Origin of the sequence: Acinetobacter sp. S54 (assembly GCF_016624945.1) — a bacterium.
In the GTDB taxonomy this organism is placed as follows: domain Bacteria; phylum Pseudomonadota; class Gammaproteobacteria; order Pseudomonadales; family Moraxellaceae; genus Acinetobacter.
The window spans coordinates 193,103-218,646 of the sequence record NZ_JACVUI010000001.1 but is presented as its reverse complement, the minus strand read 5'-3'; the positions used below and the strand labels follow the sequence as shown (position 1 = coordinate 218,646).

Below are 25,544 nucleotides of genomic sequence, written 5' to 3'. Positions count from 1 at the left end.
ATGACTTGCCTAATACTTTAAAAAATCTTTCACTATAGGAAAATTTAAAGTGAAAATTAATTTTTTCAATTATATAATTTTACCAACATGGATCTACTTAAATGACATTTTTATGCCTAATAAAAAAAATTGGCTATATACATTTCTTGATATAGTCTGGGACAAAATTTTTGTGATTCTTTGGGTTTACCTTATTGAAACCCCTTATCTTTTTATTAAAGAAAAGATTACAATTATAATTAATAATATATTCTATTTTCTATTGCCTAAAAACTACATTGACAATAAAGAAAAATCTGCTATCTCTTTTTTTAAAGACTCTTGGCATCATTCTCTCTCAAAAACAATTAGTATTAAATTTTGGGCTTACTTTATTACTGGTATTGTCATCTTTGGAGGTATAGGAGTTTGGATAGAAGTTATTGATCTTATAATTGAAAAGTTAAAACACCCTATTAAAACACTTGATTTTTCAAAGTTAAATGGAGCTTTATTATTTTATATCACAACATTACTGGGTGGTATTAGTTCACAAGTCTTTTTAGATGATGATATACCTAAAAATATTAAATCTGGTTCATGGATACTAATCATTTTAGTATATTTTTTTACAGCTGGTATTGCATATACACAATCTGAATATCCAAATAAATCATATAACTACTTTATTCTATGCTTAGTTCTTACAATGGTTAGTTTAAGTATCGCATGGCTAATTAATGCATTTAATAAAACTCTCGATGAACCCATGATGAATACCGCACCTCTTGGTGGAGAGAATTTTGGAATTGGGGAACAATTTTCAACTAGTGATGAGGATAGAACTCCCACACAAAAAGATCCTTTAAAAACAGATTTGACTGGCTTAAAAGACTACTAGGAAAAAATTATGACATCCTTTCCAAAAAAACTTCCTGTTTTAGAAGTCAAGCAACCAATGGGCACTTTCTATTGCACCTCGATACCAGCTAAGTATTTACTAGAAGTATCTTTTAGTGATTCAATGCGAGCAGAGATTGATTCAAATGGATTAATTAAGTTACAGGGTACTCAACGTGTCATCAAAGAAGATCGTTTAAAACAAATTAGTGAATATATTAATCGCACAGATTCTGCTTTCCCAAACTCTATCATATTAGCTGCAAACTATACAGAAAATGGAAATACACTCGATGATCTAGACAATGCAGATAGATGGGAAATCATACGAGAAGATCAAGGTTTATTTTTAGTTATACCGAGTCAGAAAAAATTAGCTGCTATTATAGATGGTCAACATCGTTTATTTGCTTTTGCAAAAGCTGATCGATCTCGCCTTGAGATGGAATTGCTTTGTTCAATTTACTTAGATCTTCCAAAGCCATATCAAGCTCAAATTTTTGCAATTATTAACTCTACACAACGTGCTGTTGATAAAAGTCTCACGTATGAGTTGTACGGCTACAATATTAATGATGAGGACTCATCTATTTGGTCACCAGATAAACTATCTGTATTTTTAACGAGAAAGTTAAATTTAGACCCTGAATCTCCTCTAAGATCTCATATTAAAATTGCACCAATTATGGGGGAAGAGCTTGAAAATAGTATTAGGAATACTGATTGGAAAGTATCAACGGCAGTTATTGTTGAAGGGATTCTAAAATTAATCTCTACAAATCCAAGAAAAGATTCAAATAAGCTTTTTGAATCAAGAAAGCCAAATAGAACAGATTTAACTGATGATAAATCTCCTTTAAGAAGCTTATATATCGAACAAAATGATGGTGTCTTATACAAAATATTAGTTAATTTTCTGACTGCCTGCAAAAATATATTTTGGGACAATGCTGATAGTGAATCGTATATTCTTAAGACAATCGGTATTCAGGCTCAATTCGATATTCTTAAGAAAATTTCACAAGATGCATTTTCTAGAGATAAAAGAATAAGTGTAGCCTATTTTGAAGAACGCTTAGAAAAAGCTAGAAATATCAATTTTTCAGATGAAAATTTTAAAAATGCATCAGGATCTGGTCGAAGAGAAATTCGAGACGCAATAGAAATTGCTATTGGGCTCAAAGAAAAGCCTGAATAACTCAGGCTTTTCTCAACTTTTCAAATATGCATGCTAAAGCACATAGTGATCCTACTAAATCTAAATCACTACGAATAAAAGTCGCTTCTACAAATATACCATTATCAGCTTCATGAAGTTCCGTAACTCTTTTTACTCCACGCTTATGAAGCTCTTTCCCTAATCGTCCCAAATTAGAAAAATACTTGAAATATTCTTCTAACTCATATCCATGTACAGTTGAATCATACCACTCACGTAATGTAACAATTTCTGCTGCTTTTTTAGCAGCAGAAATTTGTTGTTTACGTAACTGAACTTCACTTAATACAGATACATCGTGGCCCATTTTTCGTACCTATTAAGAAACTTCAATTTCTTGACATAACTCCCAGAAAGCTTTGTCTTTCATTTTCACAAGCTTCTTATGCCCATCAATATATAGACTGTAATGCTTATTTAGCTTACGAATAGTTTCCATTAGATGTTCTTGCTCAGATTTATCATCAATATTAAATATCGCTTTAATATCGCCGTTACTGATCTGTGCTACACGATGAATCACCCAAGTCAAGATATAGGCTGAATAGTTATTTTCCCCTGTCTTAAAATGTGTAATATCTTGAGTAGATAAGACCATACCCACCCCATATTCGCGACCTTCTTTAAGAACCTTACGTAAACTCGGAAAATCTTGTGACATAAAATTATCAGCTTCATCTACAAGAATCATCTTAGTGATCTGCCTATAGTCTTCTTGAACTTGAGGTTTTCCCTTTTTCTGCATTTGCGAGTAGAACAAATCTAAAGTCAAGGCAACAACAAGGTTCTGGACTTGAGCTGGATATCCAGCTAGCTCAACCACTAATACACCATCTAGTAAGTCGTATAAGCTAGAACACTGACGATTATTCGACTCAAATATTTCTAATTCATTCAAACTTTCAAGAGCAGCATATAATGAATCAACAGATGGCTCAGTTGTCTCAAATAGATTCCAAATATCTTTGATCGTTGGGGCTGGTAAATGCCATGTAGCGGAATCGGCTTTATCAATCCCTACTTGTTCATATGCATCTAAAACTAATTTTCTTAATGTTGCCTGCTGCTTAACACCCAGACCAAATGCTTTTGCCATCGTATCCGAAAAACTACGAGCAGTATGCACTGGTAACATTGGGGTATCCCCAAAGAGACTTAACGGATTATAAGGTAATTTATAAAGCTTATAAGTTTTTACTGAATTAATTTCTATGAATGGATCATCTACATAATCAGACTTATAATCGAAGATCAAGATACCTATAGGGGCAGAATTTACATTCTTATCTTGATTCTGTATCAGCTGAGTAATGAGTGATTTCGTAAATTGTGTTTTACCCGTCCCCATAGTACCGATGATACCTGTATTAGTATTCATGAATTTAGCTGTATTAGTTGGTTCCCAATATAGCTGTTCACTTGTAAAAGTATTTTCCCCTAAAAGCACACGCAATGGCTCATTACTTTTAACAAGTATTGGTACAATCTCCTCAGTTGCCTCAGTTGCCTCAGTTGCCTCAGTTGCCTCAGTTGCCTCAGGCTCTTCTAAACTAGAGAACAAGTCAAACTGATTGTGACTACTTTCATTTTGGAATGAAGCCTGATCTTCTACTCCTTCAATATAATTTAATTCTTCAAAGATCTTTGCATCCGACTCTTCTATGATTTCTATATCAGTAAAAGTAGTTTCACCTTTTAAGATAAAACTCTCAGGAATATGAACTAAACTCTTACTCTCGCAATACGCCACTAGCTCGTTCAAAGGCTTAGAGATAAATTGATTCTGGCAAGCACCTGGTAGCTTAATAACAAGAATATCCTCGTCCAAAGTAAATTTTTCTTGGAAGAAAGTATTACTTTCAATAAATGCAAGCACAAACCCTTTTGGATAATTCTGAATATTTGCTAATTGATAATCCCCCTGCAACCACCACTCACGTTCTTTCAATAATTGATCAAAATAATTTTCAGGATAGGTCTGATATAGTTGATATTTTTCTACCTGCATCATGATTTGTCTAATAAATAAACCTCTATATAAATGCCCTGCTAAATCTCTTTTTCCAAATAAACAAGCCTCTAAGTATTGCTTTAATTTTTTAGCTTGTAGAATACCTTTATCATGTTTCTGTTTTTGTCCAACTTTAACTTCTAATGGAAGTAGATACATCCGTCCATTTTTAAAACCAACAAATAGAACATCATCTGAAATCACACCATACTTTTTACCCTGACAATATGTACTAAAATCAGACTCCCCCATTTTCAACCCAATGTTGCCTGATACTCGAATCATCTCAGCTACACTTAAAGGCACCCAAATAATATCACCATCAAAAAGGAGGCAATTTATATACTTATATGCAGCAATAATGCTTTTCTTTTCGCGTCTATCTTTTTCCTGCATAGTTAACATTTTTAATAACCATTCACCATTAAAAGCATTGAATTCATCAATTCTCCCAGGTTCGCCTTGACTAAGAATTTGATCATAAAGATCTCTACGCTTAGTTACCGTAATCGCATCATAATTTGCTGAATTGGTATAATTATCAGAGTAATGAATTAATACAACATCTTGCTGAGCTTTAAAAAAATCTAACGTTACCTTTGGATCAATAATAACCGTCCATAAGCTGTCTTCATACGCACTATCAAGAAGAAGCTGTAGCTTATTAGATACTTTTAAAGATAAGCCATTTGATTCATAGAAATTTTGATTCTTCCAAGCCGCATGACTCAGCGCACTATAACGTTGCACAATCTGAATTGCAGGATTATTGTGATGAGGTAAACCCTTCAATCCTGCTGTTGTAAAGTAAGTGTTTTCTTGATGATAAGATGTCTCTCCAGCAAGTAACCCTCTACAAGCAATTCCTGTCTTTTCAGCCTTTAAATCAACATTTGCAACTTCAACAGGAGTATTATTTCGAATAAAAGTTAGATGAGCATATTTAAACTTCATCTCACTCGTAATTTCAAATTTACTATATGTAATTCTTCTACGAATGAGATCCGCGACTTGATCTGAATTTTGATCTTTTATCGATAACTTACATAGTTTTTTCAGATCAGTTTGGCTTGTGGCATCAGCCACTACGTCAAAGTAGGTATTAACCAACTCATCATCATATAAATTGACGTGAATTTTTGGAACATCTTGGGCTTTGACTCTCTGAACAAATTCAACTAAACCAAGGAATAGCTCTTGATTAAATTCATTATGGATTGAGTTTATTAATAAAGTATCTCTTTCACCTTGATTAAACAAAATTTTAAAAGCTTCAATAAATTCATTAGTTTTTTGTCGAACCAAAGGTTTAATATAGTCTAGCTTTGTCAACTTTTTGGGTATTACCTTAATCCACATAGGATGCTCGATTAAGACCTGACTATAACTAAATTCATGATCAATATGCCAATTAAAAGGCAACAAGCCTTCAGCATTAAGCCTTCGAAGAGTAGTTGCATGTAATGTTTCAAAAGAGTTTGTTTTATCTTCACGGCATGTTTTTATTAAATTTAAAAAATATGAGAGATTTAGTGGATGGATAGGACTTATATATTCACACCCATCCAATCTAAAAAAACCAATATTAACCAACATCTTAGCATCAGAAGAGAGCATCCTTTTTGTAGGAATTTCATGTATAAGTTTCACATATTCATTGACTATAGATTCAACTATACTCGTAAATTCAACTCCCCATGAAACCAAACTTATTACTGTATTTCGTTGTTCTAGATAGCTATACAATTTCGCATAAGCATCTCCTAAGATAGGATAACTTAAAACAATATCATCAACAGTAATTTCATATCCAAAAGCAGTTTTATTAGAAATTATTTTCTTTTCTATTAGATTAACTTCCAAATCAAGTAACTTTTTATACTCATTTTTAATCTTGTATTCTCGCCCCAAGATTGAAATCCGTAAATTTCTTGTATTATAAACACCAAAGACTTGGTCATTAAAAAAATGTTGATAAGCTTCAATATTAAAGATTAGTGGTAAGCTCAAACTCGAAACAGATAAAATACCCTGAACTTCAAAATTTAAAGTTTTATTCCCATTTCTAAGACTAAAATTAACTTGTTCTTCTGTATTGAGTAGCCTATCAAAATCTACAGCTCCAAAATCATTAATATCAACAATTTCATCACATTTATCTAAGGTATAAATAGAGTCTATATCACTATTAAAAATAAAATCAGATTGATCTGTTTCAAGTACCAACTGTTCTTTAGATGGCGCTAGTAAAAACTTATTTGCAAAAGAATCAATTGGGAAAATATTTTCAGGAATTAAGAGAATTTTAAATTTAAAACATTCTTTTGGTTTAGATCTTTTTATCTCAAAATCTAAATACTTAATTTCTCCATCAAACTCCATCTCTACTTCTAATATAGTTTTTTTACTAGATCTATTATTAATTTTAAAACCAGCAGACTTTTTAAATTTTCTTGTTGATTTAAAATCACCCTCAGCCAACTGACCTTTTACAAACGAAATATCTATGTTAATTAGGGAAGTAAATGGTGAGACCTCTAAGATTAAATGATGATCACGAACAGCAGCACTTCCTTTCTGAGAACCATCACCTCTAGTTCTATGATAAAACTTTTCAACAGAAGTAGTTAATTCTGAGAGTTCAATGAAATCAATGGAATTTCTTTCTCGTTCTTGCTGACACTCACCGAAGTCTAAATTTTTTCTCCATGATTCTAGGTCATTTTTATCAAAATACTTCTCAATAAATTTTTCACTAAAATCTAAATCAACTAATTTTTCAACATATTCAGTTGGAAATTGCTCAACTATATATTCAATATCATCTTTTAATCTTTTATTTTCCCCTAACCGCTTCTCAATTTGGCTTATATTAGACCCGCTCCAGCTTTCTAATGCAGAATCATTTAAATAACCAAGCTCATTAAATTCAATTTTTCCATCTTGAACAGCATTAAAGAGCTCCCTAAAGCCGAACATCGTTGCGCCATCAGCAAGAATAAGTTCAAACTGATGTTTCAAAAGTTGTTTAGAAATTTGATGGTCTTTAAAAGGACTTTCATCAATAAAATTCATCAAAGATTGATAAATTTTCTTTGGATTCCAAATATTATCCGTTAATGTCAAGTCTCTGGAGGAATTATTCAATGTATCTAGAGAAGAGTTATGAATAATAAGTAAGATAGAATCTTTGAAATCCCCTATTTGGCTTGAAACTAAATCTCTTAGACGAGAGATATAATTTTCAGAATAACCAATATCAAGGTCTGAATGAAGTACAGGAATGACTTTGTAACCATTTAATGTAAAATAATAAAGACTATAACTTCCAAGTAAAAAAGAAGAAATAGCTTTTCGCTGGAATGCCTTAAACAGCTTTGAGCTGTTATTATCATCTGGAGATTTAAAGTGTAATTTTTCACCTATTTTCAAATGACTTTCAGCCCAGTCAAAAAAGAGTTCAACTAAAAAATCTTCATATTGTTTTTTTGACATAGATTGCATCCCCACTATCACTCATTTTTTCTACATTACCTAAGCGTTCATAAAACTCAACTAAGGCTTTCCTACTTTCCTTATCAAAAAATATTCCTCGTAGCTCTAGCTCTTTAATGACTTCATATAATCGAAGCTTTTCTCTTTTACCAATTACTAAATTAGTCAACAACAATAAATATTCTTGAGTAAGAACAAATACTGTTCCCGCACTTCCTCTAGATTGCGTAAAAGGTTTAAGAATTATATTTTTTATTGCTCGTACAACATTAACATTGCGGCTTGCTCGTGTTTCCCCTTTCGCGAATTGCGCTTTATATAACCGCTGTAATTCATCTAAAATTGATGATAAATCAAATAAATCGCTATCAGAAATTGGTAGACCACGATCTTTAGAAAAGTCTTGGCAATATTTTTTTAAGGGTTCAATGTCTTGATCTGTTAAAGTTGTTCTTAGTTGCCATAAAGGGACTTTTTGTTCCACATTACTCTGTAAGCTTTCAGTTAATGCAAGTATAGGAAATATTGATTCGAGCCCTTTCTCCACCAATTTGTAACCACTTCGTTGTAATGATACACGTTCCCGACTAGCCCTTTCGGTATCCAAAATGAAATAACAATCTTTAATTTCGGGCTCTTTGGCTTCTCTCCAACTATTTATAACTATAGATAGTTGAGCTGTATAGATACAGATATAAATCTCTATAAACAATTGAATATTTTCTAAAAAATATTTTGAGTTAGTAGTTAAAAAAATTAAATCTTCTGAAAAAATAGTTGATAGCTTAGGCAAATAGGAGTTAATCCCCGAAATATCTAATGCATTGCTGGGAAACATTTTCTCAAATGATTCAAAAATTAGTTGTTCTATAAAATTTAAGTTATTTACGTCATCTTGATAGACATAACCTCTTTTTAGTAAGGTTTTAAGAAGGCTAACTATTCTTCTCTCAGCTGATAAGTTATGGGTATCATCCGATAATGAAAAAATACGCAATTTAGGAGATATCTTAGCAACACTTTTGTTTAAAAAATAAATATTTTCAATAACTTGCCAAGCCTGCCTATCAGATACTTGATGTTTAAACTTTTCTTCAAACTCCTGATGAAATATTTTCAATTCAGTTTCTATTTTATTTTCTGAGACTAACCCATAAAGTTCTTTTAAAAATAGATTAGTTACAGTATCCCAATTGAAGTCATTACTATTCTCGTTAGTACTGATAGGATAAAATGTTGCCATACTATTACTAGCTGGCTTTAAGTTATTAATTAAGCTCATCCTCAGCCCCCAACCTCAATACAATTATCTTCTAAAATAAATTTAATTTCATTCGAACTACTTTTAAAATTAATTCGACTAGATTTATGTGCAAAGTTTATTAATCTATTTACAATTTCATTCAGAACAACTACTACACTTCTATCATTCTTGTTTGGCCTATATCCTGATCTTAATTTATTTAATAGCTCATACAAATTGATATCTATAGAAAAACTATCTCTTAGGTCTCTCTTTTCTTCTGAAAAATCTTTAATTTTAATATAGACATTGAAGCTCCCACTTCCCTTTTTTTGTTGGGTGTTTTCTATTGCCGAAAAATCAGGAGTGAGTTTGAGGTGTGAAATTACTTGATAATTATCATATTCAGTCATTAAAAATTGATCATCTTCCAAATATGGGGCTTTCTTATTTATATAACTTCTTAAAGCACTAAATAGTTCTTTATTATAGAAATTTCTTAAAACTTGTTTAGACTTAGCTGGATCATAGTATTTATGATTCCTATAAATATCTAAATAACTCAACAATAAATTTTCTGTAAAATCTTCCTCAAATTTCTTGTGAAAATTATTACCTAAGTCTATAAATTTCAATAAGTAAAATAGTCTTATATATGAACTAGAGCTATTTAAATTTTTAATCATTAACTCTGATAAAATTTGTTCACAGAATACTTGAAAGTCGTCAGAGAGGCCGCTTAATTCATATGCAATTACGAAACGATCAATTGTCTTGGTTCTCAATCTAGATGGATCAAATTCAATAGCTTTTTCTAAAATTTCATTATCACTGCAACTGAATATATTATTAAAAAGATAGTCTTTCCCTGCTACAAGCTCATAAATTAAATCTAAAAATGTTCTGGCAGTAATAAACTGATTTCGGAATAATCTAATTTTCAGTAATAGCTCAACTAATACTCGTTGTATTTGTATATTACAAAGCAACTTGTAATTTACAAAATTTAAAAAGTCAGGACCACTTAATCCTTCAAATTCCTCTCTCTCGAATAATCTATAAAGTTCAGATGTAGGTGAAGTTATTCGATGAAGAATCTGTAGCAGGAACTCACTATCATAACCATCCTTAGTAATTTCAAATTTTGGATAGTTCTCAAAATTAATAAAATTAAAGTCCTCTGAGCTTTCTTGACACTCTAAGTATTTTTTCAGCTTTTGCCTAATTGAAGGATTTTGTGCTTCTTCAGCATAGTTTCCTAGCATCCCAATATTTATTCCGATGACTAAAGAATGATTCCCCTCTTCAAACTCACTAAAAATTTTGTCTAAAGTAACAATAGCTGTATCGTGTGGCTCAAAACTATGTGTAGCATCTAAATGGAACTTAATATAGGGGCTGTCATACTGCTGCTTAGCTCGCACTAATAATTCGGATTTACCATCCCCACTACTTCCACAAAGAAAAATAACTTTTTTTGACTTTTCTGTTATTCCTGCCAACAACTCCATGACATCGTGTTCAATGGGCATAGCAACATATAAACTTTCTTTTACTGTGGTTAAGTTCTCATCAAGTTCATTTTCTGTTGTAACCGCATATGATGAAGATTTTGATAATACACCTAATGCATTAATAAACTGCATAACACCCTCACCATACTGTTGATTAATATTAATTTAATATTCTAAATTTATTTAATCTACCACAAAACCACACAGATGATGAGTTAATAATCTTTGCTTTATGGTCAGTTTACCTCTGTTCCCTTAGCTCACAGATACTAATTTTTTATAAGTTAGGCTCGAAAACAAAAAATAAAAGAGTAAAAGCTCTCGTCAGATTAGTGACAAACTTCGGTTAAGTTTGTCACTAATCTGGAAAGCTACTAATGGCTTTTCTTGATTTCACAAATAGTTTGATGAAATACCATATAAGCCTGCTTAGCAAATGCAATACACTCACTAGCGTCCATATCAACTATCTGCACCTTTTCTAATACTTTATTTTCCTCAATTGAGACTAGTTCTAAATGCCGTTCATTTAATCTAAAAACTACATCATACCTATTAAATGATCTGCCTATAGAGCCTTGCACTAGATTAAAATTCTCATATTTCACCAACCTACTTTCAATGAAAATTTTTATCACTTCATCATTCAGATTATTTTCAACCATAAATCACTCTTCCCTTTGTTCCATCTTAGACTCAATCCACTGATGGATTTCCCAAGCAGACCAACCAATACGCATCTCTGTTAACCGTATAGGCTGAGGAAATGTCGGATCGTAATACTTTGATTTCTTATTTATCATCTCATAGATTTTTGATTTGCTCAGAGCAGTAAATTCAACAACATGTTTGATGTTAATGATTTGATTCATCTGAAAAGTTTGACCTGTGAACGCATTCATGATGTTTTTCTCCCAATCAATGATGCGAGCGCAATTTCGCTCAAATAATAGAGCTCGCCGTAAGAAAAAACGTCCTGCTTCCACCTAATCAATTCAAAGCCTGAACCGATTGCTGCAACCCTTTCTGAATATCATGTACATGAGTCAATTCATTAGTCTGCTGATGCTGCTCTGATTTCGATTCCTCCGGGTAAAACTCCTCAACAATATCCAGCCCCTCTTCCCCACCTACCTCAAAACTAGCATTTCCATAACCTTGTCGTGCCACATGGTCCAACGCCTCCTGATAAAATCCTGCTGCCTTGCTCTGTTCATCCATCTGTTTGGCTGAGCTAATCGCATCTTTTAGGTTTGTGCCATCACGTAAAGTTAAATCCACGTAGTAGATCGGGGTACGATAACTTTGAGTGGTACTTTTACCTCTAAGAGTGAGTTGCAAAGGTAGACATGACAGTAGATCACCCGATGCTGCATGGTAGTAACGAAGCCGTGCTGCCAAAGTGCGGATGCTATTAAAGCCTGTGGTTCTAAAGATGAATGTGCCAAACTCATCCGATTCATCCAGATTGACATACAATCTGCCGTAAGGCTTGCACAGTCCACCTTGTGCCAAAGGGCATAAATCAGGTGATGGGCATGGATGTTGTTCAATCCCATTTTGTCCCAATCGCTGAGAAGTTTCGCCATTGCCTGAGCAGATTAGGCGTCCTGTTTGTCGGTCAAACAGGCTGTACTCTGCCCGTAGATTCAGTTCAGGATCATTAAAGATCATGCGTACTGGAATGGTTCTGAGTTTCTGGTTTTGTGCTTTGGCACGTAACTGTTCATCCAAGGGGTGTTTCACCCAGCCATCCTTATTCTGGATTTGGCTGGTAATGGTAAATTGGTCATCTTTTTCAGGCAGACGTTTACCGTTCTTTTCTACAATTTTGCCGATACTGATACGACCGAGTACAGGTGGTGTAATGGCTAAACCTTTAATCATGGTGATGTCCTCTATGATGTTTAAATTTGAATCAATAAATTTTGGGCATAAAAAATCCCATACCTGTTGGGGTACGGGATCGGTTGGTTTGGGTATTGGTTGATTTGATACGTTTGTTGAAGAAATAAATGCTGGATCTGCGTAGCTGCCTTATCCACCATTCGGGTAAATCTGAAATCTTCGTGTTCCTGCTTTGGTCTGTGGAAACTGCTGTAGATATTCAGGATACTGTTTAAGTAAGGATTTACTGTCTAGGCTGATGGAATCCTGTGATTTCTTCCATGTCACCGACCCACCTGTAAACACTGCTCGCTCTGCATCTTTCATCATCATTTGTAATTGATGTTTGAGTTCATCAAAATACTGCTGGTGCTGTTCAACTTTATGTCGCTCCTCTAACAGTTGATTAAATAAGTAGTTGGCTTGTTCATTTTGAGTCAGATCTTCCACTGTTAATGGCAGTTGCTCTGGGTAAAGTTGTTGCAGGGCTTTGGCTGCTGAATCAGAAGCATCGACACTGGGTGGAATATCCGATTCCACACATTGCCAGAAGTGTCGTTCAGCATTAATGATGTGCTGGATCACGGTTTCGTTGCGTGTCACTTTATAGATTTTGCTTTCATGCCCACAGATCAAGGCACAGATATGTGCGGCTTGTTTGCCTGTCACCGCCAATTGATGCTGGACTTGGCAGAGGACATACAGTGGTACGCCATCTCGCCAGAGTTTTGCGCCATATTCCCCAACGGTTTTACATTCCAAGATTTGTACTTCATCATTACCCACTACGGTATAGTCCAAATTGGCAAGCATAAAATGCTTGTCTTCATCAGGATGCTGAAGTACAGCATTAACCCGACGGACTTTGTGATTGGTGTGCATGCTGTAGTATTCAGCGACTAAGGGTTCAAGCTGTTTGCCCCAATACAAGGGTGCATAGCCTGCACTTTCGTCCTCAATATTTTGTTGCATCCGCCCTGTCTTGATCATCCACAGTTCCAGCATCGACATATAGGGATTCAGTCCACATGCGGTAGCGGCATCACTACTGCCAATGCCCTGTTTGCGGACTTCTAGCCATTGTTGGTAATTCATCTGTTTGGTATTGGCAAGGCGTTTGGCTGTGGGTGCTTTGGTTTTTCGTGGTTGTGTATTCGGTCGATCTCGTTTGGTTCGAGTTCCGACTTCAACCTGTTGAGTCAGTGAATTTTGAGTGGTTGGATTCAGGTTGGGGGAATACGGCTGTAACGGTGGATGATTTAAGGTATTTTGAATTTGAGTATGGCTATTCATTAGAAATATTCCTATCTGGGTAAAATCGTAAAAGCTGAATTTTGGGCATAAAAAAAGCCGCATCTGAGGGTGCGGCTAAAGGTGTTGCTGTGCTTGTACGGTGTTACAGTTTGCTTAGGCTAATGGAGCAGGCTTAACTGAAACTGAATTTAGGCAATCATTCGAAGTGCTTGTTCCAGTCCCCGTTGCTTGATCACTGCGCCTGCACCAAACCACGCTGAATCAAGTCGATGATCAGTGCTCATGGCTCGGCGTTCATGATCTGTGAACTCGGTAATGGCACACAGTAAACCATACGCCGTATCTTTGGCTGAACTGAGCTCTGCCCCACGTCCATGTCCGTTAAACATGGTCATGACTTTCGACATGGCTCGTCCATTCGGTTCGGTTTTATTGTCCGCTTTGGTTATTGTATTGATACCTTGATTCGGCATGGCTGCATTTCGATAGAACTGAATGATGCTTTCATCCTGCTCAGCCATACTCAGGCTAGTGTTGTTAAACACTGCATCAAAGTAAGCTGCCGCTTCCTGTTGAGTCACTTTACGCTGACTGAGTTGTTTCATTTCATACATATGTTCATCCCATGCACGAACTGAAATACCAAGTTGCTGCTTGACTTTTTCAGCATTGAATTTGGTACTGTGCGGCACTTTAACCACACCTGCACTGCTGTTTTGTCCTTTGAGCGCAATCGCCAAAGTGTTGTTACACACCACTCGAATAGAAGTGAATTGAGCTGTCGTTGCCAGTGTGCCATCACAAGCGGTTGCCAATAAAATATAGCCGTTGCTGACATCCTTGCCTTTGAGTGCTGAGCTTTGTCCTGTTCGTGCCAGTGCCCAGAATTTCTTGCCGCCTTTGAGTACGCCTGCGGTTTCCAGTTCAAAGCCCGATTGTTCAGTTAAATCTTTGTAGAAGTGTAGGATTTCCATAGGTTGCACTTCCTGAAAGCGTTGGCTGACCACCGATAACGGTGCATGAGTATCAGAACGGTAAAGCACTCTTTGTTCCTCAAATGGCATGATGATGCTCTGCCCCTTTTCATTCTGTGCCATGTAACTAACATCCGAGGATTCAATCCGCCAATCCATGCCTGCCTGCTCTGCCCAGACTTCGATCGGTTGGTTGGGTGTGAGTTCATTACCCAGACCATGCCAAGGGGTCTGTCCTGTGAATACCATTGTTTCAACTAAATGTGCCATAAGAATAATTCCTGTATTAATTTTAAAATGGGTAAAAGCGTTGGATTTGAATTTTGCTGAATGCTTAATTGCGTAAATTTGGGCTAAAGCTGCGGTCACAGTGATTGCAGTAATACTGCCTACGTGAAATGGGTTGTAATGGCTGTTGCTGTTCATCTTCAGTGATCAACATCCAGATACCGCCGATCAGTACCCCAACGATTGCGCCTGCAATCGGAGGAATATTCAGGCTTTTAGAAACACTCACGCCTAATGTGGCAAGTGCCATCGGTGACATCACACTATTGGAAATAGGGTTATTGGGTGGACTGGGTAAATGTTGGGGGGATTGCAGTTGTACCGTCTCTCTAGACTGGCAATAAGGACATGGCAAACTCATTGTGGTATTTCCTGTAAATGAATAAAAAAAGCCTGCTGGGGAAGCAGGCAAAATGATTGCGATGTAGCTGAAGCATGTCTTGGTGCGATCTCAAATGGAGAAACACCGTTCTCAATTAGATGCTATGTATTTGTATTTTTTTAGAATGCGTTTTTTAACATCAGTTTTAGGCAATTTTGAATGATGCTTAAACAGATCAATTGACCTGTTTTTTAGCAGCGATTATGATGCAAGGGCTGACCTACATTGTCAGTCGGTTTTAGCAGACCGTTTCATACAGCGCATCAGAGTTTATTCTTCTGAGTATTCTCCGTATGCGTAAAAACCTTCTCGTCCCCCTTTGCGGTAGAACGGGAGGGGGACGCGTTCGCGCGTGCTGGTTCTGTATGTCCAGTCTGCTAACCCCTTTTCGTTCTGCCACCATTATTTAGCAGTGATGCGGTAGAACTTCTTATACATACAGGAGTCAACCATGACACATTTTACTCTGCTTTATTCCCCTGCACGTTCTAAGCCTTCAAGGCATTTCATTCCGATTCATTTATCACACGCTTGCGCTGTGTCCTGATTAATTCAAGGCATTCATCAACTACTGCATCCATTTTGGTCAGTGGTGTTTTGTGCTGGATAAAAATCATGAAATTCATCGCACAGCTTATTTTGCTTGTCATCGTCGTGGTGGCTCTTGGGCCAGGCTTTATTTTATTGCTGGGTTTTTTATGGCTGCTGGTCTATTTGGCAGGTTGGCATAAATAGGCAATCCATCACGATTTTAAAAACAACAAATCCCAATGAATTGGAATATCTATGAAATATCAAACGTGGTTCGGGGTTATCACTCTTGTTCTGAGTAGCAGCCTACTGATTGCCTGTGACAGCAAGGTCAAACGTGACTTTAAGGCAGGTTGTCAGGCTGGTGGGCTGGATCGTTCAACCTGTTCCTGTATTTACGACAAGGTTGAGGCGCACTACTCGCCTGAATTTATGGAAAGCATGGCAGATGTCACTGCTCGGGAGACGATGCAGCCACCGCCAGAATTTAACCAAGTAATGGCAAATGCCGTACAGCAATGTAAAGAATAAGCAGGGATCAAAAATGAAAAATTATTTAATTATCGGATACGTCGTCATTGCCGTGATTTGCTCAGTTTATTTCAAAAATTGTAGCAGCACTGCTCACATGCCCTATTCCTATAACTTAGGTAAGGCAGCAGTCTGGCCCGTCACCATTTTTAGGAAATAAGAAAAGGAAATTCAAGATGAAAAAACTGTTTTTAATTTTAGGATTAAGTGTGCTGTGTAGTACCACGTTTGCTAAATCGAATGCTGTAACAGTTACAGTAAAGAAAATCGAAGGCTTTAGTGAATCAGGCGATGCGTTCACTTTTAAAGCCACTAACGGCAAACGCTATAGCGTTTATAACGCAGGTGGCGCAAATCCGATTCAGGGTGAAGACTTTATTTCCACTTCTGCCAAATCTAAAAAAGCCATTTGCCTACGCCTGAATACTGAACAGACCCAACCACGCATGGTGGAATCAGTCCGTTCAGGTCAATGTAAATAACGATCTCAATCATCAAAACAATAATGCAAAAACCAAATGATTGGTTGAGCCACATGGCTCAACCAATGCAATCAATAAAGAATTTAAGAATAGGAATTGAACAATGAATCTGATCAAGTCATTGCTGTACTCAGGCTTGCTGATCACCAGCCTCAGCGCATGCAGTCCACCCACTGAAACTAAAGCAAAAAGTGAAAATACCGCGTCACAAAGCACTGAAGATCCAGCAGATGATAAGTTTAAAACGACGATGGTGGATAGCTCAGAATATGACTTAAATGGTCCACCTGTTGAACCCGTACAAACAGCACCGCAGGAACAGTTTGAAGTCCGTGTTCGCCGTGAAGAATCTCAATACTCCATGACAGGCTATACCGATTTATTAAACATCATGTCATTGAACGATGCGCCAACCACCATCACAGGGGTTTTAATCAATCGTGGGAATTGTAGAAGTAAAGGCACATACGATTACCAAAATATGCGCTATGGCTCTGTGGCAAAGGTCTATCTTGGTTGTTCGGCTGAATATGTGCGTGAAGTGACGGTCACCACCAACAGCGGTTTGACCTATACCTATAATTTTTAGGTATTCACCCCCTAGATCAAGTGGCATATTTTTTCGAATGAAATTAATAATGGTCTAAGCGGATTATTCTTAGACCATTGTTCGATGACAACTCTATCGATTTTACTGAATAAAACTACTTCAGCTTTAAAGGAATACGTTCACAATTAAACGTTTTGCCACGAGTTAGCATCACCCTTAAATAATGATTTTTACTATTCGCATTGAAATCACTCTTGAGCAATTGCAGGATCCGTTGAATCTGCCTGTCATCTTGGCAATTCACTGACCATCCTTTTTTAGCTTGCTCTTCAATGTAGACTTCACCAAAACCATTACTGAGTTCTTCACACTTTGCTATCAGTTTATTGGCATGGTCAGATAAAGTCGTATCCTGTGCCTGCCCAGCATAAATAAAGTAGATCTGAAGGTAGTAGCCCTGTTCAGGATGATGTTTTATCTTCCAAATCACTGAATGGATGCAACGGAATACGTTGCTCTCCCTTGCCCTGACCTCTCTAAATATGGCATTGACATAACACTCAAAACCGTTAAATCCTACTAATGACGATACGCTTTCCCTGATACCAAATCGCATTGGAAAGATCATTAAGCAATCTGTGTATTGCATGGTATTCAATAAGAAACGTTCGACCTTTTTCGTTTCAGCTTTATTCTGTTTTTGGTCGTATTGATGACCGTCTTGTATTCGTTCAAATTGCGACTGGATATCAGCAATCATCAACTCAATCACATGATCGGGCAGATCATAAATATTTTCATACAATCTATATTTATTGGCTTGAAACAAGGCTCGTTCAATTTTCTTAAAAATAATGATGGAATCAACATAGTCATAACCAGTAATAAAGAAACGTCTAGACTTGATGATTAAAGGAACAATTTGTTGCTTGAATTGTTCACAACTGATTTGGTCATCCACCACATCCTTGATAAATTTTTCAATTTCACAAAAGGTTTGAGCTTCGTTGTAGGTCGTCATGAGAAAACACATCCTAGGTTATTGGTTCATATCACTAGGAGTGCCGTAAATCTTTAATGGAGATGATTTCTAACCTTGAAGCTGTTGCGTCGTATTTGCTACACCTCGACGCCAAGTAACATCAAATTGTCCAATACCAAAAGTCCGCATATACGGCACTTTAGCTAAAAGCCACTGTTCAGATTTTTCAGGATTAACCAGATACATTGCTGCATTCAATGCATTGGATACTTCATCTACATTGTTTCGATGAATCCGTCCAACACCCAAACGACCCAATTTTTCATAATGTGCTTTGATTTCTGATGTATTACAGCTATAGAAAATACCCTGTTGCTGAGTGATCTCTTTCCATAATTGTCCAACTTGATCAGCAAGATACCAGTCATTCTGACGTTTAGATGGATCATAGATCAGTAATAAATGGCAGTGATAGCCTTTATCAGCACCCTGCTCTAATGCCCATGCATATCCCTGTAAGCCATAGAAGCACGTATCTTTATTCGCAATTCGATTGAGTAAAACACTAAGATCAGATTTGACCTGTTCAATGTTAATCAAATGCCTGTATTCCATTGCATAGGACAAATCCACTCGAACAAATAGCAGTTGAGAGTAATGATTTAATAGTTGTTGTAAATACTGCGATAAAGATGCTCTATTAGCAACTTCTAATTGAGCTTGATACTGCTGTTCATGAAAGTGGCATGGTTGATACTGAAGTAAACACATTTGAAGAATTGAGATTTGCTGTTCATCCAACTGCTCCAAGCTAAGTGGCTTGGATACACCAACGAAGTACTCAATCCATTGCATGCACTGAATAAAACATTCAATTGTTTTGGCATATACCAAATGCGGTTGATAGATTGGCTTAAAGGCATGATAAAGCACATTCAAGCTCAATAAGAATTCTTGTTGAGAGATTGGATAAAAACAAACCTGTTTAACAAACTGATCAATTGCATGTGTCAGGCTTGCTTCATTCCAAGTTACTGTAATCATGTAGGATACTCATCTGATTGGATTCATATCACTGCCTGATCTGTAATTTTTAAATTCTGCCTCATATATATGAGTAAAAAATCATGAATTACTAAACAACATAAGACATTGATATTTAATATTAATAGTTACTTACAATAACTTTAAAAACCAACTAAGACCTAACTACTGCTCAATCGTAACTCAATGAAGCAAACTTAGCCTGAATCACGAACATCTTCTTTGCTTGGATGAGCTAAAGTTAGTTTTTCAGCATGAGACTTTCTTATGTGTCCTCTGAATGACCTTGATGCTCCATACTTATCTAATAATAATTTTTCGTTTAGGGGCATTTCTTGTTCATAGATCTTACTTGTAGCGTGTAACAGGGAAGACCTTAGAATTGCAGGGTAAAAGTATTTTTCTGAGACTACAATATAATTCAGCACAATATCATAAAACTCATCTATGAATCGTTTACTCCCTTTCTCATGAGAAGTTATTACTGATGTCGTTAATTTTTTTGAACTATACGCTAGAAAACTTGAATCAGCATATCTCAATAGATGTTTAGGGAAAATCTTTTCACTGTTATAGAATAAACCCTGTTCCCAGTAATTCTTTAACTCCTCTTGCACAACTCCTACATCATAAAAACCATTATTAGAAATAAAAAAAATACATCTAAAATATAATCCACGTTCAACATTAAAATCCCAATTACCTACATATCCCTTCACACAATAAAAAACACTTAAAGACCTTATATTATTTAAAAAACTTGTTTTTAGATCGCCAATATTTAAATCTTTATCATCTTCACACCAGAAGTCCAATGAGATGGCAGAAATCTTTCCATATTCACTAATAATTTGATCGACATAAATCTCATACTCACTTTTTCTTTTTCGATATTTAGTATTATTTTCATTTATTTTCCTACTGTTGAATTTCAAATTAAACTTAAAATCATATACAATTGAGTTAAGCAAACGTGCGTAGCTCTCCTCATAGTTATCAATTTTCATTCTATAAAAATTTATTTTTAAAAAATCAAACTTTACATAATTTGATAAACTATTACTCTGAAATATAGTATCTACAATACTCATTTTCCCTTTAGGTTTTTCATATTTTTTTAGAGTTTCTATAAATAAATATAGCGTCATAGAAAAATCTCTTAAAGACTTTTCATTATACTTCTCAAGATCAAAAAATAATGGAGAAAAAGGATACAACTTTCTTGCATATATTGATGGGATAATTTTAAAGGATGGTTCAAAATCATTTGTAGCATATGAAATATGAGTGCCTATATGTTTTTTTGTACACCTAAATAAATCTCCTTTTATAAATTGTAAATCATTTAAAAAGTCTTCAACCGTATGCAGTTCATAAATAAGATCAATTATTCTTCTATCTTGTGGGTCAGCTATGATCTCATTCATAGCTTGGCTGTACTTAGCAACAAGCTCATTGAATATGATATAAATCTCTTTTTTTCTAACTATGTATTTCATAAATCAATAACTTATGTAATTTAAATGATTAATTTTGTGTATATTTTACAATATTTTTAAGCTATTTTACATATAATTTTAGATATAAAAACTAATATTTTTTTGTAAAAAACAATAATTATTGTGTCATAAATTTAAGCTTTATTTCTCAAAAATATGACGTAAATCCTCAACTAGCATGTCAACTTGATATATTAAATATTTATATACAGAAAATTCTTATGTAAATTATTACAACTCCCAAAAAAATATAATCAAACCCCATAAGAAACCAATTAAAATATTCTTTTTATTTTTTATAAATAGACTAAATCTAGATGTTATTATCCAAACAATTTTTAATAATTTCTTTTCTCAATCCTTAAATTTGACTGAATTTTTCCTAATAATTCTTATGTTTTTTAATTTATAAGCTTTATAAATAATATTTTTTCCAATCTCCTTAAATACTTCAGGTTCAGGAAAGTTAACTGCATTATCAACAAGATGATTTATCCTGATCATTAATTCATTTTAGATAACTTCTCCTCCATACAAGATCTGTAAATTAGATCAGACATTTTTCCCATGCCTATACATTTTTATCTAATTTTTCTTCATATACTATTTCAACACTAGCTAAAAAACAAATACACATGAGAGCCATAATTAAAATATCTTCCTCACTTCAAATCACCTTTATTTTATTAAGGGTTTATATAAAATTCATCACACAATCTTATTAAATGTAAAAAAACAGCATATAACATTCAAAAAAATCATAAAAATATAAATAAACTTGTTAGCCAAAAATTTATCTAAATATAAGACTCTAATCATATCTGTATTACCAATAATGCACCCTATACATCATGTCGATTTTTTAAATTCTTATCGACATGACACTCTAATCATGTTTATGCTATCGACATATCTTTTAAATCATGTCGATTTTTTCTATTCGCATCGACATAACAATAAATACTGGAATAAATACGATGACCCAATGGCAAGCAACTGAACCATATAACGATCTGCCCCCATTACCACCAGAACAGGATATAGAGACCAAGACAGTACTCAAGTTATGTATTGAAGCTAGAGCAGCCTTGGCTGAATTAAAGCAGGCAGGTGAACTCATTCCAAACCAAACGATCCTGATTAATATCATCCCATTGTTAGAGGCAAAAGATAGTTCTGAAATTGAGAATATTGTCACCACAACAGATAAGCTATTCCAACATGCACAAGGTCATGATGATCATGCAGATCATGCCACTAAAGAAGCTCTAAGATACAGAACAGCACTATATCAAGGTGTACAGTCCATTCAGGAACGCCCTTTAAATACACGTACCGCTATCGAGATATGCCAGACGATTAAAGGTGTGGATTTGGATATCCGTGCAACTACAGGCACAGCTTTAAAAAATAGCTATACAGGAGCGGTCATCTACACACCACCTGATGGGCAGGAAACGATCCGAAACTTATTATCCAACTTAGATAAGTTCCTACATTACAACGAAGACATCGATCCTTTAATCAAGATGGCGGTGGCTCATTACCAATTTGAAGCGATTCACCCTTTTGTTGACGGTAATGGACGTACAGGGCGGATTTTTAATATTTTGTATTTGATGGATCAACAATTACTGACTTTGCCTATTCTTTATCTGAGTCGTTTTATCATTCAAAATAAAGCTAAATACTACGAACTGCTATTAAGTGTGACTACACAAAAAAATTGGCAAGAATGGATTTTATTCATGCTACAAGCAGTGAAGAATAGTAGTGAATGGACAATCGCCAAAATCAAAACAATCCGACACTTGCATGAACATAGCATCGAATACATTAAAAACCATGCTGAAAAGATTTACTCAAGAGAATTGGTCGATGTGATTTTTGAACAACCCTATTGCCGTATTTCTAATCTGGTGGACAAAGGCATTGCCAAAAGGCAGGCTGCATCTACCTATCTAAAGAAATTAGTTGAGTTAGGAGTACTGGAAGAAATTGCTGTCGGCAAGGAAAAGTTATTTCTACATCCAAAGCTGTTGCACTTGCTAACGAGCGATGAGAACCAGTTTAGTCTTTACGGTAATCAATAAGCTAAACTGCTGCTGTTTTATTTCAATAGCAGTAAAATCAATCAAGACTTCCATGTTATAGTAAGGCTAATAGATGTGTGGCTAAGGAAGTACCCTTATGCTTTTGGGGGTATAACTGGGGGTAAATTTAAAAATTCGAGTTTTGAATTTTTTTAATTTTCATACTCTTAAATTATAAAGTTTATTCCCTCTCTCGCTTGAATTTAAAGGATTCAGGCTTTTTTTGTTCTAATACAATCTGACCCAAACTATTGCAATCTTGATATAGTTGGGGGTATTACACACTACACTGATAAAAGTGAATAAATATCAGATCGATACAACTCTCATTATTCTTTAAAATGCAGAATAAGGCCTACTTGAGTGGCAGGCCAAACTTATAAATGCAGATCAAAATTTGACGTTAAATCTACAATGGATTTATCTAAAGTATGTTTATCTGCGATTTTTAATAAGATGCATTTTTCAACACCTTTTTAACATTAAAAACTATCTACAGGTCTGTTCAGACCATCTGCTAGAAAGTTCAGTAAATCCTGAGCAACCCGTTCCTGTTGAGTAGCTAAAACACCATGAGGTTCTCCGTCATATTCGATAAGTGTTGCACTTGGAATGGCTTTTTTGACTGCATGTGCACTAACGTCTATGGGAACTGTTTTATCTGCGGTTCCATGAATGACCAATAAAGGCACAGTGAACGCTGCTAAATCAGTTCGAAAATCTGTATAGGCAAATGCCCTGACACAATCAACGGTCGCTTTTAGACTTGCTTGCATAGCAACTTGAGTGTTCCACTTTAGAAACTCATCGCTTACTGCACGACTCAGTAATCCAACCCCATAAAAGTCTTTAAAGAAATTACTATAAAATTTTGGGCGCTCATCTAATAACCCTTCGATCATACCCTGAAAGATCGCACCATCGACACCTTCGGGATGATCATCTGTTTTTAATAGAAAAGGTACAACTGACGAAATGAGAGCAACTTTTTTGATGTCTTGTGCCTGATGACGACTTAAATAACGTGCGATTTCGCCACCACCCATTGAAAATCCAACAAGCGTAACATTGCTCAATTGCTTGTCTTCAATAACACCGCGTAAATCGTCAGCAAAAGTATCATAATGATAACCAGACCAAGTCTGCTCAGATCGTCCGAAGCCACGTCGGTCATAGCTAATTACACGGTAGCCAGCCTCCACAATTTTCATGGCAATCCAGTCCCAGCTATCTGAAGACAATGGCCAACCATGGATTAAAATTACGGGCTCGCCTTGTCCCCAGTCCTTGATATAGAGCTGTGGTTTTGTATCTAATGCTTCGTATTCATTTTCATTGACTGACATGCGTATTATTCCTTAAAGATGACATACGCTTTTGAATGTACGGCTGAAAAAGCAGAATTGATAAAGCTAAAATGTTGATATTTTATACAGTACGTGACGCTTTGTGGACTTTCCGTGATTTCTTTTATTGACTCTAGTTATGATCAAAAGCATGCATAATGAATAAAATCAGGCGCTGCATTGAATATAAAAGTGAACAATTAAATAATGAGGTCATCATTGAGTCACATTATTAATGCAAAATCTACATTTCGTTGCGAATCGTATTACATGAACAACAGCACTTCAATATTTTATGATTTAGATCAATGCTATCTTTGCTTTCATTCATCATTACAACAATCAAATCATCATGAAAACTGAAATGACTACGCAATTATCTTCGATTATGGCAATGTGGGAATTCTTCAATGAGAACTTACATTTTAAACTTTCTAAATATGAGTTTTCAGAAGGTGGTATTAAAGTGATTTATGTTGCAACTCAAGTGCAACAATCTGAATCAAAGCCAAGCCGATTATCATGAGCGAAGCTTGATTCACCTCAAATATTTCGTATAGCCTTTGATCCTTTTTTGACTTGATGGCTTCTTATTAAGGAACTTTTGTTATTGCAAGCTTGTAGAATTCAGGGATAAAATTATTTATCCCCTTTTTTTACTTAAGCACCAATTAACGGCGTCGGTTGTAAAATCTCAATCCAATAATTATCTGGATCTTTAATGAAGGCCACATAATTCATACGCCCCTCACTTAAACGTTTTTGAAAATTTACCCCTAACTGTTCAAAACGCTCACACTCTTTCACTACATCTGGTACAGAAACGCATAAGTGGCCAAAACCGTGTGGTTCGCTATTACCATTGTGATAATGAAAATCTGGATCATTTTCAGTGCCATGATTTAAGGTCAATTCCAATACACCAGACTGGCTCAATACCCATTGTTTGCGTTCGGTATCATTTTCAGGAATTTCATGCAAATGACGACGAACCAAATAAACAATGGTAAAGGCAGCCTCATCAAATACCTGCTCATACACGGGGACAAAACCTAAAACTTTGGCATACCATTGAATCGATTCTTGCAGGTTTTTCACCCGAATCATGGTGTGGTTAAACACATAGTCTTTGGTTTGCGGATTTTCAGATGTAGGAAGATTAAATTTGGTCAGTAAATCTTGTAATGCCATAATGTGCTGCTCCATCCAATTTCGGGAGAGAAGTAATTTAAGATAGCGAAACTTTAACGCATCGCCAAATTCAAATCCAATCATGATCAGAGCATAGTTTCATAAATACACATTTTTGAAAAAGGCTTAAAGATTTTTTATTTACTATA

General features: G+C 35.2%; 22 protein-coding genes. 7 read left to right on the top strand and 15 right to left on the bottom strand.

Annotated elements, in window-relative coordinates; translation table 11 throughout:
• Window positions 1-112 precede the first annotated feature (112 nt).
• Together IAE20_RS00990 and IAE20_RS00985 are read left to right on the top strand one after the other, a co-directional pair.
• A complete protein-coding gene (locus IAE20_RS00990; protein ID WP_200481969.1) occupies window positions 113-880 on the top strand; it encodes a hypothetical protein in 768 nt (255 codons plus the stop codon).
• Between the two features lie 9 nt (window positions 881-889).
• The gene (locus IAE20_RS00985) at window positions 890-2,077 is read left to right on the top strand and encodes a DNA phosphorothioation-associated DGQHR protein 1 (protein WP_200481970.1); all 1,188 of its coding nucleotides are present in this window, start codon (window positions 890-892) and stop codon (window positions 2,075-2,077) included.
• 1 nt (window position 2,078) lies between these two features.
• On the opposite strand, the gene IAE20_RS00980 is transcribed toward IAE20_RS00985, so the two are convergent.
• The 10 genes from IAE20_RS00980 to IAE20_RS00935 form a co-directional block, all read right to left on the bottom strand.
• Window positions 2,079-2,405 (bottom strand): hypothetical protein, encoded by a 327-nt coding sequence (locus IAE20_RS00980; RefSeq protein ID WP_200481971.1) that lies wholly within the window; start codon window positions 2,403-2,405, stop codon window positions 2,079-2,081.
• A gap of 12 nt (window positions 2,406-2,417) precedes the next feature.
• Entirely contained in the window at window positions 2,418-7,604 is a 5,187-nt protein-coding gene (dptH, locus tag IAE20_RS00975) for a DNA phosphorothioation-dependent restriction protein DptH (RefSeq protein WP_200481972.1), read from the bottom strand.
• A complete protein-coding gene (gene dptG / locus IAE20_RS00970) occupies window positions 7,585-8,886 on the bottom strand; it encodes a DNA phosphorothioation-dependent restriction protein DptG (protein WP_200481973.1) in 1,302 nt (433 codons plus the stop codon). Before dptG ends, dptH begins: the two co-directional genes overlap by 20 nt.
• A gap of 2 nt (window positions 8,887-8,888) precedes the next feature.
• Window positions 8,889-10,493 (bottom strand): DNA phosphorothioation-dependent restriction protein DptF, encoded by a 1,605-nt coding sequence (dptF, locus tag IAE20_RS00965; RefSeq protein ID WP_200481974.1) that lies wholly within the window; start codon window positions 10,491-10,493, stop codon window positions 8,889-8,891.
• Between the two features lie 242 nt (window positions 10,494-10,735).
• Window positions 10,736-11,026 carry a hypothetical protein gene (locus IAE20_RS00960; protein ID WP_200481975.1) on the bottom strand — a complete coding sequence of 97 codons (291 nt, stop codon included), beginning with the start codon at window positions 11,024-11,026 and terminating at the stop codon, window positions 10,736-10,738.
• Between the two features lie 3 nt (window positions 11,027-11,029).
• Window positions 11,030-11,263, bottom strand: a complete 234-nt coding sequence (locus IAE20_RS00955) for a helix-turn-helix transcriptional regulator (protein WP_200481976.1) — start codon at window positions 11,261-11,263, stop codon at window positions 11,030-11,032.
• 88 nt (window positions 11,264-11,351) lie between these two features.
• Window positions 11,352-12,248: a hydrolase or metal-binding protein gene (locus tag IAE20_RS00950; protein WP_200481977.1), complete on the bottom strand. Its 897-nt coding sequence runs from the start codon at window positions 12,246-12,248 to the stop codon at window positions 11,352-11,354.
• Between the two features lie 150 nt (window positions 12,249-12,398).
• Window positions 12,399-13,541: a YqaJ viral recombinase family protein gene (locus tag IAE20_RS00945; RefSeq protein WP_200481978.1), complete on the bottom strand. Its 1,143-nt coding sequence runs from the start codon at window positions 13,539-13,541 to the stop codon at window positions 12,399-12,401.
• Window positions 13,542-13,690: 149 nt separating this feature from the next.
• Complete coding sequence (locus IAE20_RS00940; protein ID WP_200481979.1) at window positions 13,691-14,746, bottom strand: DUF932 domain-containing protein; 1,056 nt, start codon at window positions 14,744-14,746, stop codon at window positions 13,691-13,693.
• Between the two features lie 64 nt (window positions 14,747-14,810).
• The gene (locus IAE20_RS00935) at window positions 14,811-15,125 is read right to left on the bottom strand and encodes a hypothetical protein (protein ID WP_200481980.1); all 315 of its coding nucleotides are present in this window, start codon (window positions 15,123-15,125) and stop codon (window positions 14,811-14,813) included.
• A gap of 807 nt (window positions 15,126-15,932) precedes the next feature.
• Between IAE20_RS00935 and IAE20_RS00930 the strand changes: the two genes are divergently transcribed.
• From IAE20_RS00930 to IAE20_RS00920, 3 genes are all read left to right on the top strand, one after another.
• Window positions 15,933-16,208: a hypothetical protein gene (locus IAE20_RS00930; protein ID WP_200481981.1), complete on the top strand. Its 276-nt coding sequence runs from the start codon at window positions 15,933-15,935 to the stop codon at window positions 16,206-16,208.
• Window positions 16,209-16,384: 176 nt separating this feature from the next.
• Entirely contained in the window at window positions 16,385-16,690 is a 306-nt protein-coding gene (locus tag IAE20_RS00925; protein WP_200481982.1) for a hypothetical protein, read from the top strand.
• A gap of 103 nt (window positions 16,691-16,793) precedes the next feature.
• On the top strand, window positions 16,794-17,279 hold the full coding sequence (locus IAE20_RS00920; RefSeq protein ID WP_200481983.1) for a hypothetical protein: 486 nt from the start codon (window positions 16,794-16,796) through the stop codon (window positions 17,277-17,279).
• A gap of 115 nt (window positions 17,280-17,394) precedes the next feature.
• Here IAE20_RS00920 and IAE20_RS00915 read toward each other — a convergent pair whose 3' ends face one another.
• The 3 genes from IAE20_RS00915 to IAE20_RS00905 all read right to left on the bottom strand — a co-directional run bounded on the left by IAE20_RS00915 (window position 17,395) and on the right by IAE20_RS00905 (window position 20,765).
• On the bottom strand, window positions 17,395-18,261 hold the full coding sequence (locus IAE20_RS00915; RefSeq protein ID WP_200481984.1) for a hypothetical protein: 867 nt from the start codon (window positions 18,259-18,261) through the stop codon (window positions 17,395-17,397).
• 69 nt (window positions 18,262-18,330) lie between these two features.
• Complete coding sequence (locus IAE20_RS00910; protein WP_200481985.1) at window positions 18,331-19,266, bottom strand: inovirus-type Gp2 protein; 936 nt, start codon at window positions 19,264-19,266, stop codon at window positions 18,331-18,333.
• Between the two features lie 197 nt (window positions 19,267-19,463).
• Complete coding sequence (locus IAE20_RS00905) at window positions 19,464-20,765, bottom strand: hypothetical protein (protein ID WP_200481986.1); 1,302 nt, start codon at window positions 20,763-20,765, stop codon at window positions 19,464-19,466.
• Window positions 20,766-21,742: 977 nt separating this feature from the next.
• Here IAE20_RS00905 and fic point away from each other — a divergent pair.
• The gene (fic, locus tag IAE20_RS00900; RefSeq protein ID WP_200481987.1) at window positions 21,743-22,858 is read left to right on the top strand and encodes a protein adenylyltransferase Fic; all 1,116 of its coding nucleotides are present in this window, start codon (window positions 21,743-21,745) and stop codon (window positions 22,856-22,858) included.
• A 482-nt stretch (window positions 22,859-23,340) separates the two neighbouring features.
• On the opposite strand, the gene IAE20_RS00895 is transcribed toward fic, so the two are convergent.
• On the bottom strand, window positions 23,341-24,204 hold the full coding sequence (locus IAE20_RS00895) for an alpha/beta fold hydrolase (protein ID WP_200481988.1): 864 nt from the start codon (window positions 24,202-24,204) through the stop codon (window positions 23,341-23,343).
• A 364-nt stretch (window positions 24,205-24,568) separates the two neighbouring features.
• Here IAE20_RS00895 and IAE20_RS00890 point away from each other — a divergent pair, with 364 nt between their 5' ends.
• Complete coding sequence (locus IAE20_RS00890; RefSeq protein ID WP_200459379.1) at window positions 24,569-24,730, top strand: hypothetical protein; 162 nt, start codon at window positions 24,569-24,571, stop codon at window positions 24,728-24,730.
• Between the two features lie 134 nt (window positions 24,731-24,864).
• Here IAE20_RS00890 and gloA read toward each other — a convergent pair whose 3' ends face one another.
• The gene (gene gloA, locus IAE20_RS00885; protein WP_265092580.1) at window positions 24,865-25,479 is read right to left on the bottom strand and encodes a lactoylglutathione lyase; all 615 of its coding nucleotides are present in this window, start codon (window positions 25,477-25,479) and stop codon (window positions 24,865-24,867) included.
• Between the last annotated feature and the right edge of the window lie 65 nt (window positions 25,480-25,544).

Bases quoted from the DNA above. Each gene is read 5' to 3' on its own strand.
- IAE20_RS00920 (WP_200481983.1), top strand. From the start codon at position 16,794: ATGAATCTGATCAAGTCATTGCTGTACTCAGGCTTGCTGATCACCAGC.
- IAE20_RS00960 (WP_200481975.1), bottom strand. From the start codon at position 11,026: ATGGTTGAAAATAATCTGAATGATGAAGTGATAAAAATTTTCATTGAA.
- dptF (WP_200481974.1), bottom strand. From the start codon at position 10,493: ATGCAGTTTATTAATGCATTAGGTGTATTATCAAAATCTTCATCATAT.
- IAE20_RS00925 (WP_200481982.1), top strand. From the start codon at position 16,385: ATGAAAAAACTGTTTTTAATTTTAGGATTAAGTGTGCTGTGTAGTACC.
- IAE20_RS00990 (WP_200481969.1), top strand. From the start codon at position 113: ATGCCTAATAAAAAAAATTGGCTATATACATTTCTTGATATAGTCTGG.
- IAE20_RS00930 (WP_200481981.1), top strand. From the start codon at position 15,933: ATGAAATATCAAACGTGGTTCGGGGTTATCACTCTTGTTCTGAGTAGC.
- IAE20_RS00935 (WP_200481980.1), bottom strand. From the start codon at position 15,125: ATGAGTTTGCCATGTCCTTATTGCCAGTCTAGAGAGACGGTACAACTG.
- dptG (WP_200481973.1), bottom strand. From the start codon at position 8,886: ATGAGCTTAATTAATAACTTAAAGCCAGCTAGTAATAGTATGGCAACA.
- IAE20_RS00895 (WP_200481988.1), bottom strand. From the start codon at position 24,204: ATGTCAGTCAATGAAAATGAATACGAAGCATTAGATACAAAACCACAG.
- IAE20_RS00985 (WP_200481970.1), top strand. From the start codon at position 890: ATGACATCCTTTCCAAAAAAACTTCCTGTTTTAGAAGTCAAGCAACCA.
- IAE20_RS00940 (WP_200481979.1), bottom strand. From the start codon at position 14,746: ATGGCACATTTAGTTGAAACAATGGTATTCACAGGACAGACCCCTTGG.
- IAE20_RS00915 (WP_200481984.1), bottom strand. From the start codon at position 18,261: ATGACGACCTACAACGAAGCTCAAACCTTTTGTGAAATTGAAAAATTT.
- fic (WP_200481987.1), top strand. From the start codon at position 21,743: ATGACCCAATGGCAAGCAACTGAACCATATAACGATCTGCCCCCATTA.
- IAE20_RS00910 (WP_200481985.1), bottom strand. From the start codon at position 19,266: ATGATTACAGTAACTTGGAATGAAGCAAGCCTGACACATGCAATTGAT.
- dptH (WP_200481972.1), bottom strand. From the start codon at position 7,604: ATGTCAAAAAAACAATATGAAGATTTTTTAGTTGAACTCTTTTTTGAC.
- IAE20_RS00955 (WP_200481976.1), bottom strand. From the start codon at position 11,263: ATGAATGCGTTCACAGGTCAAACTTTTCAGATGAATCAAATCATTAAC.
- IAE20_RS00905 (WP_200481986.1), bottom strand. From the start codon at position 20,765: ATGAAATACATAGTTAGAAAAAAAGAGATTTATATCATATTCAATGAG.
- IAE20_RS00980 (WP_200481971.1), bottom strand. From the start codon at position 2,405: ATGGGCCACGATGTATCTGTATTAAGTGAAGTTCAGTTACGTAAACAA.
- IAE20_RS00890 (WP_200459379.1), top strand. From the start codon at position 24,569: ATGACTACGCAATTATCTTCGATTATGGCAATGTGGGAATTCTTCAAT.
- gloA (WP_265092580.1), bottom strand. From the start codon at position 25,479: ATGATTGGATTTGAATTTGGCGATGCGTTAAAGTTTCGCTATCTTAAA.
- IAE20_RS00950 (WP_200481977.1), bottom strand. From the start codon at position 12,248: ATGATTAAAGGTTTAGCCATTACACCACCTGTACTCGGTCGTATCAGT.
- IAE20_RS00945 (WP_200481978.1), bottom strand. From the start codon at position 13,541: ATGAATAGCCATACTCAAATTCAAAATACCTTAAATCATCCACCGTTA.